Source organism: Methylophaga sp. UBA3603, assembly GCF_002375335.1.
Classification (GTDB): Bacteria; Pseudomonadota; Gammaproteobacteria; order Nitrosococcales; family Methylophagaceae; genus Methylophaga.
Genome location: NZ_DFMC01000010.1, coordinates 375,349 through 390,493 on the forward strand (window position 1 = coordinate 375,349; position 15,145 = coordinate 390,493).

Annotated in this window: 17 protein-coding genes; 5 read left to right on the forward strand and 12 right to left on the reverse strand. The window is 43.8% G+C overall.

Annotated features, from left to right (window positions below):
* Nucleotides 1-74: 74 nt before the first annotated feature.
* Genes B4F66_RS12615 through dsbG form a run of 3 tightly spaced genes read right to left on the reverse strand, consistent with a single transcriptional unit; the run spans nucleotide 75 to nucleotide 2,478 of the window.
* Nucleotides 75-866 carry an SDR family NAD(P)-dependent oxidoreductase gene (locus B4F66_RS12615; protein WP_292353552.1) on the reverse strand — a complete coding sequence of 264 codons (792 nt, stop codon included), beginning with the start codon at nucleotides 864-866 and terminating at the stop codon, nucleotides 75-77.
* 50 nt (nucleotides 867-916) lie between these two features.
* Nucleotides 917-1,717: a TlpA family protein disulfide reductase gene (locus tag B4F66_RS12620; RefSeq protein WP_292353551.1), complete on the reverse strand. Its 801-nt coding sequence runs from the start codon at nucleotides 1,715-1,717 to the stop codon at nucleotides 917-919.
* Nucleotides 1,717-2,478 (reverse strand): thiol:disulfide interchange protein DsbG, encoded by a 762-nt coding sequence (gene dsbG, locus B4F66_RS12625; RefSeq protein WP_292353550.1) that lies wholly within the window; start codon nucleotides 2,476-2,478, stop codon nucleotides 1,717-1,719. The genes B4F66_RS12620 and dsbG overlap by 1 nt, the downstream gene beginning before the upstream one ends.
* 201 nt (nucleotides 2,479-2,679) lie before the next feature.
* On the opposite strand from dsbG, the gene B4F66_RS12630 reads away from it, so the two are divergent.
* Entirely contained in the window at nucleotides 2,680-3,870 is a 1,191-nt protein-coding gene (locus B4F66_RS12630; protein WP_292353549.1) for a YbfB/YjiJ family MFS transporter, read from the forward strand.
* A gap of 36 nt (nucleotides 3,871-3,906) precedes the next feature.
* On the opposite strand, the gene B4F66_RS12635 is transcribed toward B4F66_RS12630, so the two are convergent.
* From B4F66_RS12635 to B4F66_RS12660, 6 genes are all read right to left on the reverse strand, one after another.
* On the reverse strand, nucleotides 3,907-4,227 hold the full coding sequence (locus B4F66_RS12635) for a hypothetical protein (protein ID WP_292353548.1): 321 nt from the start codon (nucleotides 4,225-4,227) through the stop codon (nucleotides 3,907-3,909).
* 39 nt (nucleotides 4,228-4,266) lie between these two features.
* Nucleotides 4,267-5,013 carry a hypothetical protein gene (locus B4F66_RS12640; RefSeq protein WP_292353547.1) on the reverse strand — a complete coding sequence of 249 codons (747 nt, stop codon included), beginning with the start codon at nucleotides 5,011-5,013 and terminating at the stop codon, nucleotides 4,267-4,269.
* 474 nt (nucleotides 5,014-5,487) lie between these two features.
* The gene (locus tag B4F66_RS12645; protein WP_292353546.1) at nucleotides 5,488-5,958 is read right to left on the reverse strand and encodes an ion channel; all 471 of its coding nucleotides are present in this window, start codon (nucleotides 5,956-5,958) and stop codon (nucleotides 5,488-5,490) included.
* A gap of 125 nt (nucleotides 5,959-6,083) precedes the next feature.
* Nucleotides 6,084-7,280: a BaiN/RdsA family NAD(P)/FAD-dependent oxidoreductase gene (locus tag B4F66_RS12650; RefSeq protein ID WP_292353545.1), complete on the reverse strand. Its 1,197-nt coding sequence runs from the start codon at nucleotides 7,278-7,280 to the stop codon at nucleotides 6,084-6,086.
* 59 nt (nucleotides 7,281-7,339) lie between these two features.
* Complete coding sequence (locus B4F66_RS12655) at nucleotides 7,340-8,002, reverse strand: BUD32 family EKC/KEOPS complex subunit (RefSeq protein WP_292353544.1); 663 nt, start codon at nucleotides 8,000-8,002, stop codon at nucleotides 7,340-7,342.
* Nucleotides 8,003-8,077: 75 nt separating this feature from the next.
* The gene (locus B4F66_RS12660) at nucleotides 8,078-8,647 is read right to left on the reverse strand and encodes a methyltransferase (protein WP_292353543.1); all 570 of its coding nucleotides are present in this window, start codon (nucleotides 8,645-8,647) and stop codon (nucleotides 8,078-8,080) included.
* A gap of 517 nt (nucleotides 8,648-9,164) precedes the next feature.
* Here B4F66_RS12660 and B4F66_RS12665 point away from each other — a divergent pair.
* Nucleotides 9,165-9,518 carry an NlpC/P60 family protein gene (locus B4F66_RS12665; RefSeq protein WP_292353542.1) on the forward strand — a complete coding sequence of 118 codons (354 nt, stop codon included), beginning with the start codon at nucleotides 9,165-9,167 and terminating at the stop codon, nucleotides 9,516-9,518.
* Nucleotides 9,519-9,528: 10 nt separating this feature from the next.
* Here B4F66_RS12665 and B4F66_RS12670 read toward each other — a convergent pair whose 3' ends face one another.
* Complete coding sequence (locus tag B4F66_RS12670; protein WP_292353541.1) at nucleotides 9,529-9,888, reverse strand: DUF1622 domain-containing protein; 360 nt, start codon at nucleotides 9,886-9,888, stop codon at nucleotides 9,529-9,531.
* A gap of 154 nt (nucleotides 9,889-10,042) precedes the next feature.
* Nucleotides 10,043-12,106 (reverse strand): protein-L-isoaspartate(D-aspartate) O-methyltransferase, encoded by a 2,064-nt coding sequence (locus B4F66_RS12675; RefSeq protein ID WP_292353540.1) that lies wholly within the window; start codon nucleotides 12,104-12,106, stop codon nucleotides 10,043-10,045.
* A gap of 341 nt (nucleotides 12,107-12,447) precedes the next feature.
* Between B4F66_RS12675 and B4F66_RS12680 the strand changes: the two genes are divergently transcribed.
* Genes B4F66_RS12680 through B4F66_RS12690 form a run of 3 tightly spaced genes read left to right on the forward strand, consistent with a single transcriptional unit; the run spans nucleotide 12,448 to nucleotide 13,938 of the window.
* The gene (locus B4F66_RS12680; protein WP_292353539.1) at nucleotides 12,448-12,924 is read left to right on the forward strand and encodes a DUF3617 domain-containing protein; all 477 of its coding nucleotides are present in this window, start codon (nucleotides 12,448-12,450) and stop codon (nucleotides 12,922-12,924) included.
* Nucleotides 12,925-12,971: 47 nt separating this feature from the next.
* Nucleotides 12,972-13,397, forward strand: coding sequence for an MAPEG family protein (locus tag B4F66_RS12685; protein WP_292353538.1), 426 nt, complete (start codon nucleotides 12,972-12,974; stop codon nucleotides 13,395-13,397).
* Nucleotides 13,398-13,401: 4 nt separating this feature from the next.
* Nucleotides 13,402-13,938, forward strand: a complete 537-nt coding sequence (locus B4F66_RS12690; protein ID WP_292353537.1) for a gamma carbonic anhydrase family protein — start codon at nucleotides 13,402-13,404, stop codon at nucleotides 13,936-13,938.
* Here B4F66_RS12690 and B4F66_RS12695 read toward each other — a convergent pair.
* A complete protein-coding gene (locus B4F66_RS12695) occupies nucleotides 13,935-14,780 on the reverse strand; it encodes an HDOD domain-containing protein (protein ID WP_292353536.1) in 846 nt (281 codons plus the stop codon). The two genes, B4F66_RS12690 and B4F66_RS12695, sit on opposite strands and share 4 nt — an antisense overlap.
* Nucleotides 14,781-15,145: the final 365 nt, after the last annotated feature.

A 15,145-nucleotide genomic window follows, 5' to 3' on the forward strand; every position in this document is an offset into this window, starting at 1 on the left:
TCTCTTGTTAAAGAATAAAATTCAAAAATATTTCTAGGGCTGGATATTGAAACGGTTAGAAATCGGATAAATTTTTAAAAAGCGCTTTTGATAACCCCGCCATCCACTCTAACTGCCGCACCGGTTGTCGCTGAAGCCAATGGGCTGGAGAGATAACAGACCATTGAGGCAACTTCATCGGTGGTGGCAAAACGTTTAATCAAAGAAGTCGGTCTGACGTGTTCAAAAAAGTCTTTTTCAAACGCTTCGATGCTTTGGCCTTCTTTTTCTGCCAGATCACTGACGAAAGTTTCAACACCTCTTGAGCTGGTTGGGCCTGGCAAGACTGAATTGACCGTAATATTGGTACCGGCAACCTGCTCAGCCAGACCACGAGCAATAGCAATCTGAGCCGCCTTGGTCATGCCGTAATGAATCATCTCATGGGGGATCTGCACCCCGCTTTCACTGGAGATGAAAATCACCCGACCCCAGTTTTGTTGTTTCATCGCTGGCAGATAGGCTCGCGTCAAACGCACGCCACTGAGCACATTTACATCAAAAAAACGTCGCCAGTCTTCATCCGCTATCTCTTCAAACGGCACTGGCTCGAAGATACCCAGATTATTAATCAGAATATCGACTTCGGGGAACTGCTTTGTCAGTTTCTCGGCTTCAGCCGCTATCGAAAGATCCCCTGCAAATCCATCTACGTTGCCTTTAGCTGTCGATTTAAGGGATTCAATAGCCTGTTTAACTGAAGCTTCAGAACGCCCATTGACGATAACATTCGCTCCTTCATCGGCCAGTGATTTGGCAATGGAAAAACCAATGCCCGCCGTGCTGCCACTTATAAAAGCCGTTTTATTTTTCAGTTGCAGATCCATAAAAACTCCCCTAAGATCGTTAATTAAACAAGATATTCATTGCTTGCTGATTACTGTGAAAGCCGTTCTAATGTAGCGCTTAACGATGCCGCGGAGACTTCTCCCATATGGCTCTCAACCAAGGAGCCCTGTTGATCAAAATACAGCGTCACCGGCAAGCCATAGGCATCAAATTTATCGGCAACTTTGCCGGTTTTATCAAGCAGCACGTGTTCAAATGTCAGCTTATTCTCAGCCAGAAAGTCATTCACTTTTACAGCTGACTCTTGTTGATTGATCATGACAAAACGAATATCAGGATACTGTTGTGCTGACTTTTCAAAGGCAGGCATTTCACGTTGACAAGGTGGGCACCAACTTGCCCATAAATTCACCACGGTAATGTTATTTTCAGCCACTTGAACCAGTGAAATCTGCTCGCCGTCCAATTGCTCTAAGGCAATATCGGGTATTGAAACCTGTTCCCGACCTGCATTCATTAATAAGGACGTTAGCGAAAAAAACAGCAAAATCGATAAGGCTCCCCCGAACAAGGCAACACGTTGCTGTGGCAGGCGTTTGATTTGCCATAACAGAAACAGTGCCATTGCTATCGTGCCGGACACCCAGTCCACCCCACGATCGCGAAAATCGAGCATCTGCCAGAAAGAGTCGTATTGATCGGCAAATTTAATGACAAACACGATGCGTCCGATAACCAGACCGAATAACAGCATCATCAATAATGGATCGGTGACCGAGCCTGCTTTTTTTCTGGCCAGAACAGATGCCACCAATATCCCCAAAAGAGCACAGCCAAATAACAATAACGGCTCGAGAGGTAAAGCGAAGGGTCCGAGATTAATCGACATCACTGTTCAAACAGCTTGTCGATATCATCACGCATCGGCATACCTTCAATCAGCCGCACATGACCTTTTTCATCCTTGTAAATGCTGGTCGGTGTTGCCATAAACCCAAGCTGTTCCATCAGCAGGTTATTTTCCTCTACCAGCAATGATCCGTTTGCTAACGCCTCTTCATTTATATTTTCTGTAGGGTTATCGGCAGGTTGGATATGTTGTTGCAAAGCCTTTTCAGGTGAATCAGCCCCTAAAATAGCAGCCGCTTTTTTGATACTGTCCTCCTGCAGAATTCCCACCATAATGTGGCGCAACTGCACCTCACCCTTGGCAATGTAAGGATCAGCGATTTCACGTAATTTCTGGCAATACGGGCAATAGGGATCGGTAAAGGTATAAATAATTCGTTTTGCATCTTTATCACCATCCAATACCCACTTAGCCGTGTCGAGTTGCTGCCAAATCTTTTCATTCTGAGGAGCACTGACTAGTTCATAAAGTGCTTCCTGACCCAAATCGTCTCCTTGAGCGTTAATCAGGTTTCCAATCACCGCATATTTTTTATCTTCTGTCAGATAAATACTCAGCGGCTGCCCTTCTACACTGGCGGCATACCCAGTCAATCCTGCAGGAGTTTCAAAACTGTCAATGATGGTCACTCCCTGCTGTTTGATGTAGCTGATGACCTCGGGTTCCTGTTGTTCTGCCAAGGCAAAATAACTGCCAAATCCGATAACCAATAAGACTACAGGGACGATAATTTTCTTCATTCATAACTCCGGAAGGCATTTGCGTTGAAACTGTAACTCAGAAGGATTAAGTGGGGATTAATAGTGCAGATGACAATCTTTCAATTAAAAATGCTCTGTATTTATTTATACATCGCTATTTGAAATTATCACGACAACACATCCAATAAAGACTTATGGTAAAAGGTAGGGCATTAACTTACCGCAGGTAATATTCTGGTTATGAGCACAAATCGATTTCCACTCTCCCCCCGACATCAGGTCATTCTGGCTGGGATCTGTGCTTTGATTTTAACCGTCGGCATTGCCCGTTTTGCCTACACGCCTTTTTTGCCTATCATGTTAAATGAAACCTCACTGGACACATTAAGCGGAGGTTGGCTGGCCACATTTAATTACATTGGTTACCTGTCAGGCGTGGTGTTGATCTCATTTTTAACCAGCCTCAAAATCAAGTTCCTGTTCTACCGAATCAACCTGATTCTGGCGGTGTTAAGCACGGTCTTAATGGCTGTTACCACGGATATTGTTTTATGGAGTATTTTGCGCTTTATTGGTGGCCTGACCAGTACTGCGGGAATAATTCTGGCAGCAGGATTTGTGATGGGCTGGCTCAAACAAAATGGTTACAAATCAGCATTAGGTATTCATTTTTCCGGTTTAGGGTTCGGTATTGCGATACCTGGGATCGTTATTGTTCTGATAACGCCCTATTTCAATTGGGCTGAGCAATGGCTGATCATGGGGCTTTTCGGTATTTTATTTTTCCTGCCCGCCTGGTTTCTGATGCCGGCACCTGCAACGCAACAGGCTCCCACTGCTGATTTTGCAGCGCCCAACAATAAATGGATGCGATTAATGATCGCAGCTTATGCCTGTGCTGGCGTGGGGTATGTTATCAGTGCGACATTTATTGTTGCGATTCTGGAAGAGATGCCCAGTTTGTCGGGACATGGCAATCTTATCTGGGTAATGCTGGGGGTAGCCGCCATTCCATCCTGCATAATCTGGGACAAAGTGGCTGAGCGCATTGGTGAGACAAGTGCCATCATCGCCGCTTATTCGATTATATTGCTTTCTATCCTGATTCCCTTATTCAGTGAATCGCTGCTATTCAATGTGATTGGCGCGTTGTTATTTGGTGCCACCTTTGCTGGAATTGTCAGCCTGATGCTGGTCTATGTCGGGCATAAATTTCCACATAACCCCGCTAAAGCCATGGCCAAACTGACGATAAGTTATGGCATCGCTCAACTTATCGCCCCCGCTTTGGCGGGGTATTTATCCACGCTGACCGGTAATTATCTTTCAGCATTATGGATGGCAGCAGCGGTCATGGTCACTGGCATTTTCTTCGTCTGGCGGATCCAACGATTTGAAGAAAAAACCCAGCTCAAATCAGCAAACCTGTGATTTGAATAACAGCTTCCATGCTGACCTCCATGAGACTTAATCTTCTTTTAGGATTAGCCGGGTGCCATCAGGTCGTTCCAGGGTTTTAGTATCAATGCGTTTAAAGGTGAGATTGATATCACCAGACGTTACTACTTCATCGCTATCCACTTTATAAGTAAAGCTATATGAGCCCGGAACGCCACCAATCAACTGGCCCTGACCTTCCGCATTAAATTCATAGCCTGTGCCATATTGTGGATCAACATAGGCGCCTTCTTGAAAATCAGAACCACAGGCCGTGAGTGTTATCGCCAATAGCAAAGGGATTAGACGTGTGGAATTGAATGGTTGCAATACGCTTTTTAAAGTTTTCATAAAGCTACCTCTAATACTCGATCATTAAAAACGACAAAATTAGCCTTTCTCCCCAGAGGAAAAACGCTCTCGTATCGGTTTAAATGCAAGGATGGCTTCTTCTTTAATGTTATTAGCATTGATAATGTGGCCAAGCCGATAACTGTTAAAACCGATGTAATACAAAATAAGTTGAGCGAGTGCAATCAGAATAAATAAAGCACTGCCAATAGTCAGCAAAAGCAACAGGGTCGATGCGAGATACACCACACTTAGCGCGGCTAGATGATTTTTATCCAAACTGGTTAACTGTTGTGGATAGAGAAAATAACCTAATACTGCCAATACAAAGCCCAGCAGTGCCGCTATGGCCAGAGGCGGTAATAACAATCCACCACCGGCCCCAACCAGAAAAAGAATATAAGTGTAGTAGGTGTATTTTTCTCTCGCGATAAATCCCAAGAGTTTGTCACTGGTAATGTTTTGCCCAGTTTTAGGATCAAAAGACGTTTGGTTTATCTGTTTATTCAACGCAAAAAATACAATCACACCAGCAATAAACAAAAGCAGACCCAACCAAAACAACATAGGACTATAAGATGGACCATCACCTAAAGATGCTGCTCCCTGACAAATCGGCGGTGTGGAATAGATGCAAGCCATCAACTGTAAAGTGACATCCCTATCACCATAACGGCTCATGGTATCCAAAGTGGAAGCATAGGCTACAAAAAACCACACCAGTGATAACAACAGCAATGCCATACCCGCCAGCATCAGAATCACGCAGAGCTTTCTAGGATTCATTTATAGAACTCCTTTTCAAAGAACAGGGAAAAACCGCAAGAGATGAATTGTCCTGACAGACAATCGGGGGAAATGGGTATGTAAAGGCATAGCCAATGCGTTGAAAGCAGGCTGTTCAGCCAAAATGATGTGTTATGAACCATCAGGGTCCAGCAACATCTGAAAGGAAAAGTTCGATACGCATCAGTCGCATCCTTAAAACTTTTTTGTGAAATATTTCACAGTTTTAAGCGTATCGCAAGCCTTAATTTATCTTTGTCGTATTCTAAATTATCAATCTGAACAGAATCTTATCTAAGGCCACCCATCATTATCCAGACAAAACAGCCTTGCTTGTTTTAGGTGAAAATAAATCAGCTTCCTGAAGCTTTCTACGTAAGCAAATAGAATTATGCAGGAAAAGAAAGCGACCACCTTAAAAATTACTATTCTTCAGAACAGTTGAAATAACATACTTAATTTTTCTAGCTAATTTTAATCGTTTTCACTCCCCCAGGCCCGCGCCATAATAAGATAGCTGAAAGAAGCTGACCAGGTAATCATCATAAAGCCCACTAAGGCTTCTGTACCGGCGAGAAATCGAATATGACCGGTAGCGGCCAAATCGCCCCAACCAACCGTGGTATAGGTGGCGGCAGAGAAATACACGCTATCTAACAGGCTAATATGCTCATAGCCACTGATGTACCCATACCCCGTTTGACTCAGTAAACCCCAAAAGGCCACGCCAAATAACCAGATTTCAATGATATGTGCAAATAACAAAACAAACATAGTAGCCAATATAATCGGCCGGTGACGGTGCTTTGCAGTCCTGGAAGGATGATTCGGACACCAACGATTCAATTGCTGAATCACTTCATAATGAAAAACCACAACCAGTCCCACCACCAGTGCGGTCACTAACACGGTAACAACCTGAGCGTCTGTCAGAAATTCCAGCAATGGTGCTCTCCTGCAATTGAATAAGTGTGATAGTGATAAACGATTTCAATCACTGTTGAAAGCAACTTTTCGTTATAGAACATTAACTTTTTTTAGATAGGGTCTCAAACTTCTGACAATATTCTTCAGACAAACTGTCCAGCGGCATAGCCTGAAGCCCAGGCCCATTGAAAATTGTGCCCTCCCAAATGACCGGTAACATCGACCACTTCCCCAATAAAATATAGTCCCGGATGATTACGGCACTCCATCGTTTTGGAAGATAATGCATCAGTATCAATACCGCCCAATGTCACTTCAGCCGTTCGATAACCTTCTGTACCGGATGGCTTCAATATCCAGGGCTGGCACTGTGATACAACATGTTCGATATCTGCATCGGAAAGCTGACCGACCGGTTTATCTTCAAGCCACTGATCACACCAAAGCTGGGCTACCCGGCGGGTCAGTTTTTCGGCAAGAATGGTTTTCAGGGCTGTTTTGGATTTTTCAACACGCATTTCAGCTAAATAACCGGCCAATTCAATTCCAGGAAACATATCGATTTTCAGTGTCTCGCCAGGCTGCCAATAGCTTGATGCCTGTAATATGGCAGGACCGCTCAAACCACGATGAGTAAACAGAATATTCTCGTGAAATGAATTTTGATTAGCCTCTGTGATGGTATCCAATGAAATACCACTAAGCTCCGCAAGCGGTTTGAGTTTATGATCATCCAACACCACTGGTACCAGCCCTGCTCGTGTGGGCAACACCGGGATATCAAGTTTTCTGGCTAATTCAAAACCGAAACCGGTTGCTCCCATTTTGGGAATCGACAATCCTCCGGTTGCAATCACCAGCGATACACACTGTAATTTACCCTGAGGGGTTTCTAGCAATTTTTGACCACCGGTTTCAACCACCTTAACCGGCGTATCAGTCATAATTTTCACCCCAGCCGATGCACACTCTGCCAGCAACATCTGTACGATTTCTTTCGATGACTCATCACAAAATAACTGCCCCAGTTTTTTCTCGTGATAGGCAATCTGATGTTTCTCGACCAATTCAATAAAATGCCAGGGTGTATACCGACTCAATGCCGATTTAACGAAGTGAGGGTTGCTGCAAATAAAGTTTTCCGGAGCGGAGTACATATTGGTGAAGTTACAGCGTCCGCCACCAGACATCAGGATCTTCTTGCCGACTTTATTGGCATGATCAATTACCAGCACACGCCGGCCACGCTGACCAGCAGCAATAGCGCACATCAATCCAGCCGCACCGGCACCGATGATGATTACATCATATTCGTTGGAAGCTTTATTTAGGATCGTCATGTGTGGGCATTTTACGCAAAAATGCCTTATCTGACCGATAAGTTGGTTAGGGCTAAAAATCAGATAGAAATAAGTTTACCAATAATTCGTTCTAACCAATTCAGCTCGCGCAAAGGCAGATCGGCAGAATGCCGATAGCCCTTGATAAGCGCTTGGATCAAGTCTCCATGATTTTCCCACTCATGAGGATAGCGGAAAAAATGTCGCCAGTTTCGACGTCTCGCCCAGCGACTTAAAGACCACCAATGGACACGCATATCAAGAATATCGATAAGCCCAAAATCCATCCCGTTTACAATAATATTTCCCGGATGAATTGAACGAAAATATATCCCTTGACGCTGTACCCTCGCCAAAAACACTCCCAGGCGATACATCAAATTTGCATCCGCTTCATTGGAGTTAACAATGTCTCGTAAGGTACGTCCGGGTAAGGGAGAGTATATAGCTACAGTGTGGGCTTCGCCGATAATGCGATGCAAAGCCTTTACTTGCAATGTAGGAATGTCGAGTTGTGTCAGATGATAAGCATTGCGGGCAAACTTAACTGCTGCTGGTGCAAGTAGCTCTCTACTTAGAAAGCGTTTGCGGTAAAAAAATTTTAAGTATTGCCCATCAGGCAAAACTGCCACTTTAATACCTTTTTTGTCCGCTTCAATGACAGTCGCATTTTCCATCAGGGAAGCTAAACGCTCCCTAGAGAGCGGACGAATATTAAGCATTACTGTTTTCCATAACAGTTTTTAAATTCATTGGTTTCTATAGCCATCCAGGCTGAAGAAAATATTATCCCAACTTTAGTGTTTAAAAGGGAGCCTTGGCCAGATATCCCCCGTTTGCGACATATATTCAAGATAATGATGTCCATATTTCTCAAGCCCATCTTCTTCTTGACGTGGCACTCTTAAGCAATAAACCAAAGCGAATGTGATTAAACCGGCCAAGCCGGCCAGCCAATTCTGTGTTAACAGAAGCTGGGCAAGAACCAAGGCTAAAAGCGCAGAATAAAACGGATAGCGTATAAATCGATAAATTCCTTTAGCCACAAATTTTTTCTGCGGTTCGCCTATATCACTGTAATCACGAACAGCTCTATGTAGTAGCCATAATCCTAAAATGCCCTTTATAAGGCCTAGCCATGCTATTCCATTATAATATCGCAGATCTGCAAATTCCAGCCAGGGCAACGTGGCATCAATCAGTGGAAAACTCACCATACTGATCAGCGTAATAATTGTCAGTGCAACAATTTCACCATTCCAATGATTATCATTTAAAAAAGATCGCTTACTCATGTTGGAAAATAAGGCAAGAGCTGCTCCAACTATGAGGATTAGCAGCGTTAATTCAGCAAATTTATCCGTCATTCAATTACCTTTTTCAAGTCACTAAATATAAACAGATTTGTCTGTGCAGCAAATAGAGTGTTGGTAGTTAAAACCTACTGATAGTTCATGGCAAAATTATGACAGCGCTAAAATTTCTGCCTAAACATAGTCAAATTTGTCTTGTGAAGCCGACACAACAGCCATTCATTTTGAGAGATTAACATTGTGTTAGAAGAGAATTAATCATATTTTCAATAGACATCCTCCCCCTTTTTCCGTTATTTAGCCAAAAAACATGAAAATATCCTGTAAATATAGAACTATATGGTTTTTAATCTATGTGAATAGTTAAGAATTTGAAGCCATACACTTAATGATCAGAATACATTACAAATTTTTTATGACGTTACATTGGCGATTTTGCATAGTTTTTTTGCCAATGTTTGTCATGCTTTCGGGCTGTGGAACGGCCCCCAAATTTTCGAGCAAATCACCAGACAGAGCTCACATTTTTCAAACTGAGACTGATGCTCAATATTATGATGAAATTCAGGCGATGTTGCTGCTATATCAACAGCATAACGAATGGCATGGCACACCATATCGCATGGGAGGCATAAGTCGCTCAGGGATCGATTGCTCTGCCTTTGTACAAATCACTTTTCGTGATCTGTTTGGTATCGATTTACCCAGAAGTACCGACCAGCAAATTCGTAGCGGGCGAAAGATACCCAGGGCTGAACTACGTTCTGGTGATCTGGTATTTTTCCGTAATGGTCGTCATGTCGGTATTTATCTGGAAGACCATAAATTTTTACATGCATCGACTACCCGGGGCGTAATGATTTCCAGCCTTAAAAATACCTATTGGTCACGGCATTATTGGCAAGCTTTAAGCATTCGACATTAATACCGTAAAGTTATTTGTTACCGTTTTCCTGCCACGGCCATTTTCCCGTAAGCTCAACTTCTAACGTAAAGCTTAAAAATGTCCGAATAACGACGATAATGGCTAAAACTCCTACTGTTTTAAAGGTTAGCTCAACCGCCACGGTATGAATAATATCGGCAGCTACTAGAAACTCGAGTCCCAGCAGAATACCTCGTCCAAGACGCTGTCGTGTTTGACGGTAGATGAATTCAATTTCATTTTTTTTCCGTGTCAGCTGATAAATGGCTGATGTCAGAGCATAAACAGCGAGAACGAGTATTATGCTCACGCCCAACAATTCGATAATCGCTGCTATCCATTCAGCTGCGGGTTTAACAAACTCACTCATTGCCCCCTCCATTAATTGGTTTTTTTAGAACCTGAATCCCTACAATTGCAAACGGGTACTCCTGTAAAGGTGGCCTGTCTGTAAGTCGTCGTCTACATGAAGCAATGCACTGGCACCTTGGCTCCACCCCGATCTGTCAGTATGAGCAGATGTTTTATAAACCGAAAGGATAGGTATCAGGCATACCCTGCATCGCTTCATAATCCAGTGGAGTAACGGCCTCAGTCTGATCAAACCAAATATATTCGTCAAACTGTTTTCTGAGACGTGCTTGAAAATAATGGCTGGTTAATTCGGTTTGTGGGCGGTAAATCACTCCAATAGCCCGCTCTGGTCGCTCTTCAAGCAGGTGTTTTTTCAATTCCTTGGATTCAGGTTTACGCAGACCGAGCATAAAGGCTGGAATGTCGGTGTCATGGCAAACACGTTCCCAACTGCCTTCCATTGATGGACGAATGGTTTTTACTTGCATTGATTCACCCCAGTTATCAGCAGCCGCCACAGTTCCCCCGTGCGTACCAAAACCGATCAGGTAAGCGTCGTCGCCAAATTTACTGCGGCATAACTGCCCCACATTATGCTCGCCTCTCGCTGACATTGAGGTAGCACGGGCATCGCCAATATGAGAATTATGTTCCCAGATCACTATTTTCGCCGGCTTCTCATCATGTTGCTGTTTGAAATCCAACAGGGAGCAGATGGTGTCAAACATGTGGCTGTCGCGCATATTCCAGGAAGAGGTATAACCTTTATACATGCTGCGATAGTAAGCTTCGGCATTGGCCACCAATCGGGCATTCTGCATCGCATCCAGAAAGCTCTCCCCATCGTTTGCCATATATTCGGCCTGTTTTTCCATTATGCTCACCAGCATATCCACCACGGAATCTTCACACTTGTTATATTCTCCCGAAGCAGCTGCTCGGCCATAAGTGGCTGGATCCGATTGCCATGGTGTTAAACAACCATAACGTTCACGAGCAATTTCTGCAGCCTGGGGATCCACTGCTTCAAGATAGTTAATCACCTCATCAATTGATGAAAACATGCTGTACAGATCGAGTCCGTAAAAACCCACTTTTAAATTTGGTTTAGCTTGCATGGCATTATGTCGACGCAGCCATTCGACAAATTCCTGCATATCCGTATTGCGCCACATCCACGTCGGAAAACGCGCAAATGCCCGCCATTCTGAAGGAGGTGTCGAATGTTCACGAACATAATGATCGATACGGGCAGCATCTGGCCAATCGGCCTCAACTGCCACCATATTAAAGCCTTTTTGCTCTATCAATTGTTGGGTAAGGCGGGCACGGAACCGATAGAATTCAGATGTCCCATGGGTGGCTTCCCCTAATAACACCAGACGAGACTCACCAATTCGATCGAGTAGTGGACTGAGATCCACCGTTTCGATTGTATCGATTGGTTGTGCTGCCTCAGCAATTAAGGCTTCAATTGTTTGCGTTTTATGACGAACAGCATTTTCCGACTGATCCTTGCCCGCAGACAGACTAGCGCTGGAGCTGCGCTTTGTTGAGGAAGTATTCAGATCATCACTCCAGCCTTCCTGCCCGATCAGCGGCACAAAGTGAACCTGACTAATCACCTCTTCATCAAACTGGTTTTCATCAATACGTGTCACTCGCAATAACCGCTGATACAGACGGTTTCCTATCGGAATGACCAGTCGACCACCGATTTTTAATTGTTTTTTTAATGTTGTGGGGATTTCCGGCCCTCCAGCAGAGACCAGAATCGCATCATAAGGAGCTGCTTCAACATAGCCGATAGTGCCGTTCGCATTGATAATCTTAATATTGTTATAACCCAACTGATTAAGCACTGTTTTGGCCTGGTCAGACAAGGTTGGTATTCGCTCAATGCCGATAACCTGATCGGCAATTTCAGCGAGGACGGCCGAAGCATAGCCACTGCCGACACCTATCTCCAGCACCCGTTCACCACCTTGCAAATTGAGTGCGTCTATCATTAGCGCCACGATATACGGTTGGGAAATAGTCTGGCCTTCAGCGATAGGTAAAGGGGAATCCTCGTAGGCAAATCCCCGCATTTCAAGTGGTAAAAATTGCTCGCGGGGTACAGCGCTCATGGCCTCAAGAACTTTTGAAGAACTTATATCTCGATTAATTAATTGCTTGCGAACCATTTCATCACGTAAATGTTGAAAATCAGTTAAAACATATTTCGAAGACATAATAATTATCTCCCTTCTGTGTTTTAGATCATCATGCAATCATACGAGAACAAATCCTGAGCAATGTAAAATCGAATCGATATTAGCGACGCTTGTTTTTAGCTTTAGTCATTATCAAGCTGGAAGACTTATTTTCAATGACGTCAGCATATTCGAAAGTATAAAAAAGCGTATACACATAATTAAAAAAATACACCAACACTACTTTCAGTAAAACGCATAATTTTCACTCTGCAGCATTATTCTACTGATCCCAATAGACGGATAAGTATCTGGATCCTGTTAAGGCTATTGCGCTCTCCCTCACACACAGGCAAGATTCTTTAATATCGGCATAGTTTATGACGACCACCATAGCAAAACATCAGGGGAACACCACTGTGCGTTATTTCATTTATTTTTCAACTTTATGTATCACTGCAGCCCTGGCTTTGCCCGCTTTGGCTGAAACCCCAAATTTAAAACCCGGTTTATGGTCATACAAAAGTACTTCGACAATGGAAGGACCAATGAATGTCCCGCCTCAAACCAGTAACAATCAGGAGTGTTTAACCCAATCACAGTTAGATAAAGGTATTAATGTACTGAATATTCCGAAGAGCTGTGATGTGACGCAAACAGATATCACCCGGGAGAGAGTGGATTTCGCCGCAAATTGTAATGTTGAAGGCATGACGACAGTATTTAAAGGTTACGCTACGTTTCATGGCACCCACCTGGAAGGCAAGATGACCAGTGAAATGAATACGCCGATAGGTCCGATGATCATGAAAACAGATTATAAAGCGGAACGGGTCGGCGATTGTCAGGGAAAATAAATTCCAACTGAAGCCGATAATCTCAAAACTAACTTACGAGGCAAAGAATGACTATGGGGGTTATTTATTATCTGACTTTTCTTGGCTTGTTTATCATTTTGCTCACGTTGCTGATTCAATGGTTTGTTGCCAGTAAAACCAAAGCTTCCCAAGCTGGTGCTATTCCAGGCAAAATTCCGGAAAACCTCAGCCATGAATCCTTTGTGTTCAGAGCACATCGTACGTTTATGAACTCACTGGAAAATCTTCCACTGATGCTCGGTACGACTTTTATGGCGGTTCTTATCGGAGCCAATAGCTTTTGGACGGGTATTTTCGTCTGGGTCTTTGCCATCGCCCGTATTCTTCACATGGTCCTTTATTACGCGATTGCCACAGAACAAAACCCCAGTCCCAGAACCTGGTTTTTCATGATTGGCCTGTTGGCGAATGTCGCGTTACTAGTGTTATGCGGTATAACTCTGCTGAGTTAGTCTGATGGTCATCAAAGCGTTTCGAGGCAACAGCCCCAAACTGGGTCAACGGGTCTGGATTGATGATACGGCCTCACTGATTGGCGATATTGAAATTGGCGATGACAGCTCCGTCTGGCCACTGGTGTCGATTCGTGGCGATATGCATCGTATCAGAATAGGTGCTCGCACCAGTATTCAGGATAATTCCTGTCTGCATATTACACATGCCAGTGAGTTTAATCCCGAAGGCCATCCACTTATCATTGGCAATGATGTCACCATCGGTCATATGGTGATGCTGCATGGCTGCACAATCGGTGATCAGGTATTGGTGGGTATGTCGTCGACCATTTTGGATGGTGTTGTCGTGGAAGACAAAGTGGTTATCGGTGCCGGCTCCTTAGTGCCACCGGGGAAAAAACTTGAATCCGGATATCTTTATCTGGGCTCGCCGGTTAAACAAATTCGACCGCTAACTGAAGACGAACTGAACTATTTTCACTATGCTTGCCAGAATTATGTGGCGTTAAAAAACGAATACCGAAATCACCATGATTAAGCCATCAGCTGTGTGAGTCGTTCGCTGATCTGTTCCTTCTTGGTTAATAATTTCTGAATATCTGCTGACTCAAATTCAACAATATCGATGGCTGCCTGAGGAAAATTATCCGCCAACTCATCATTCAGCATAGCATCAGCAGCATATCTGGCCATGTTTACTACTGCTGCCAATTGACCTGCCTCTTTGTCAGTCGATGGTGTTTCAATATGCTGAATTGTCTCAATGACCAAAGCCGGCATACGCCAGCGAATAACGATCATCTGCGAAACTATCAGCCAATAGTTATCTTCCAGCTGATGAACAATTTCATCGTTCAAAGGCAAATTGCGTTGCTCGGCAAGATCAATCAGCGTTTGGAGTACGGCTGGGCGACCAATTGAATGAATCAATCCCGCAAGAAAAGCCACTTCAACATTCACGTTGCAATGGCTGGCAACCTCCTTAGCCCACAGTGATGTCGCCAGTGACTGTTGCCAAATAAGGTCTGCATAGTCCTCATAGCCCGGGGTATTAAATAATTTTGCATTGATGACGGCGCTAATGGCGATTTCACTGATAGTTGTCATGCCCAGTCGGGCAATGGCCTGTTGCAGCGAAGTCAGATTGGCCATCGGCGTATAAGCTGCGGAATTGGCAATACGCATCACATGACCGGCCAGTGAGGGATCAGTTTGAATTAACTGGGCCATCTGACTAGCATCTGACTCTTTATTATTGGCCAGCATAAAAGCTTTATTCGCAATTTCCGGCAGGATAGGAACCTCTACAAATCCTTCCGCGATTGATTGCTTTAAGAGATTTTCCAATTCCGTTTCGCTGTGTTGACTATCTTTTTGCATCTCTCTATCCATCGGTAATTAATATCTATTGTTATGTTTGTATTAATACAACTTTTCATCATTCAGACTGCTTAGCAATAAATATTTGCCAGAGTCCTGGCGACCTAGATAAAACCTGCCTTGTATTGCATTCCCAAAGTAGCACCATCATTTCTCTGCGTCTATTCTAACGTTGTAAACTGCTGAATTCAGTCTTACAACGACAGCATCTCAAATAGTCATTCAGAATGTGTTCAAAAACGTTCAGAGAAATACCACTAACACCCCTGATGGTAATCCTTGATCCAGGATACCGAATCATGGTGCCAGGGATTTTCCTGAAAGTACCGCTAAAACAAAAAAATTGGTGATAAAACACATTTTTT

Excerpts from the sequence above, each read along its gene's own strand:
- B4F66_RS12615 (WP_292353552.1), bottom strand. The coding sequence starts at position 866 with ATGGATCTGCAACTGAAAAATAAAACGGCTTTTATAAGTGGCAGCACG.
- B4F66_RS12620 (WP_292353551.1), bottom strand. The coding sequence starts at position 1,717 with ATGTCGATTAATCTCGGACCCTTCGCTTTACCTCTCGAGCCGTTATTG.
- dsbG (WP_292353550.1), bottom strand. The coding sequence starts at position 2,478 with ATGAAGAAAATTATCGTCCCTGTAGTCTTATTGGTTATCGGATTTGGC.
- B4F66_RS12630 (WP_292353549.1), top strand. The coding sequence starts at position 2,680 with ATGAGCACAAATCGATTTCCACTCTCCCCCCGACATCAGGTCATTCTG.
- B4F66_RS12635 (WP_292353548.1), bottom strand. The coding sequence starts at position 4,227 with ATGAAAACTTTAAAAAGCGTATTGCAACCATTCAATTCCACACGTCTA.
- B4F66_RS12640 (WP_292353547.1), bottom strand. The coding sequence starts at position 5,013 with ATGAATCCTAGAAAGCTCTGCGTGATTCTGATGCTGGCGGGTATGGCA.
- B4F66_RS12650 (WP_292353545.1), bottom strand. The coding sequence starts at position 7,280 with ATGACGATCCTAAATAAAGCTTCCAACGAATATGATGTAATCATCATC.
- B4F66_RS12655 (WP_292353544.1), bottom strand. The coding sequence starts at position 8,002 with ATGCTTAATATTCGTCCGCTCTCTAGGGAGCGTTTAGCTTCCCTGATG.
- B4F66_RS12660 (WP_292353543.1), bottom strand. The coding sequence starts at position 8,647 with ATGACGGATAAATTTGCTGAATTAACGCTGCTAATCCTCATAGTTGGA.
- B4F66_RS12665 (WP_292353542.1), top strand. The coding sequence starts at position 9,165 with ATGTTGCTGCTATATCAACAGCATAACGAATGGCATGGCACACCATAT.
- B4F66_RS12670 (WP_292353541.1), bottom strand. The coding sequence starts at position 9,888 with ATGAGTGAGTTTGTTAAACCCGCAGCTGAATGGATAGCAGCGATTATC.
- B4F66_RS12675 (WP_292353540.1), bottom strand. The coding sequence starts at position 12,106 with ATGTCTTCGAAATATGTTTTAACTGATTTTCAACATTTACGTGATGAA.
- B4F66_RS12680 (WP_292353539.1), top strand. The coding sequence starts at position 12,448 with ATGACGACCACCATAGCAAAACATCAGGGGAACACCACTGTGCGTTAT.
- B4F66_RS12685 (WP_292353538.1), top strand. The coding sequence starts at position 12,972 with ATGACTATGGGGGTTATTTATTATCTGACTTTTCTTGGCTTGTTTATC.
- B4F66_RS12690 (WP_292353537.1), top strand. The coding sequence starts at position 13,402 with ATGGTCATCAAAGCGTTTCGAGGCAACAGCCCCAAACTGGGTCAACGG.
- B4F66_RS12695 (WP_292353536.1), bottom strand. The coding sequence starts at position 14,780 with ATGCAAAAAGATAGTCAACACAGCGAAACGGAATTGGAAAATCTCTTA.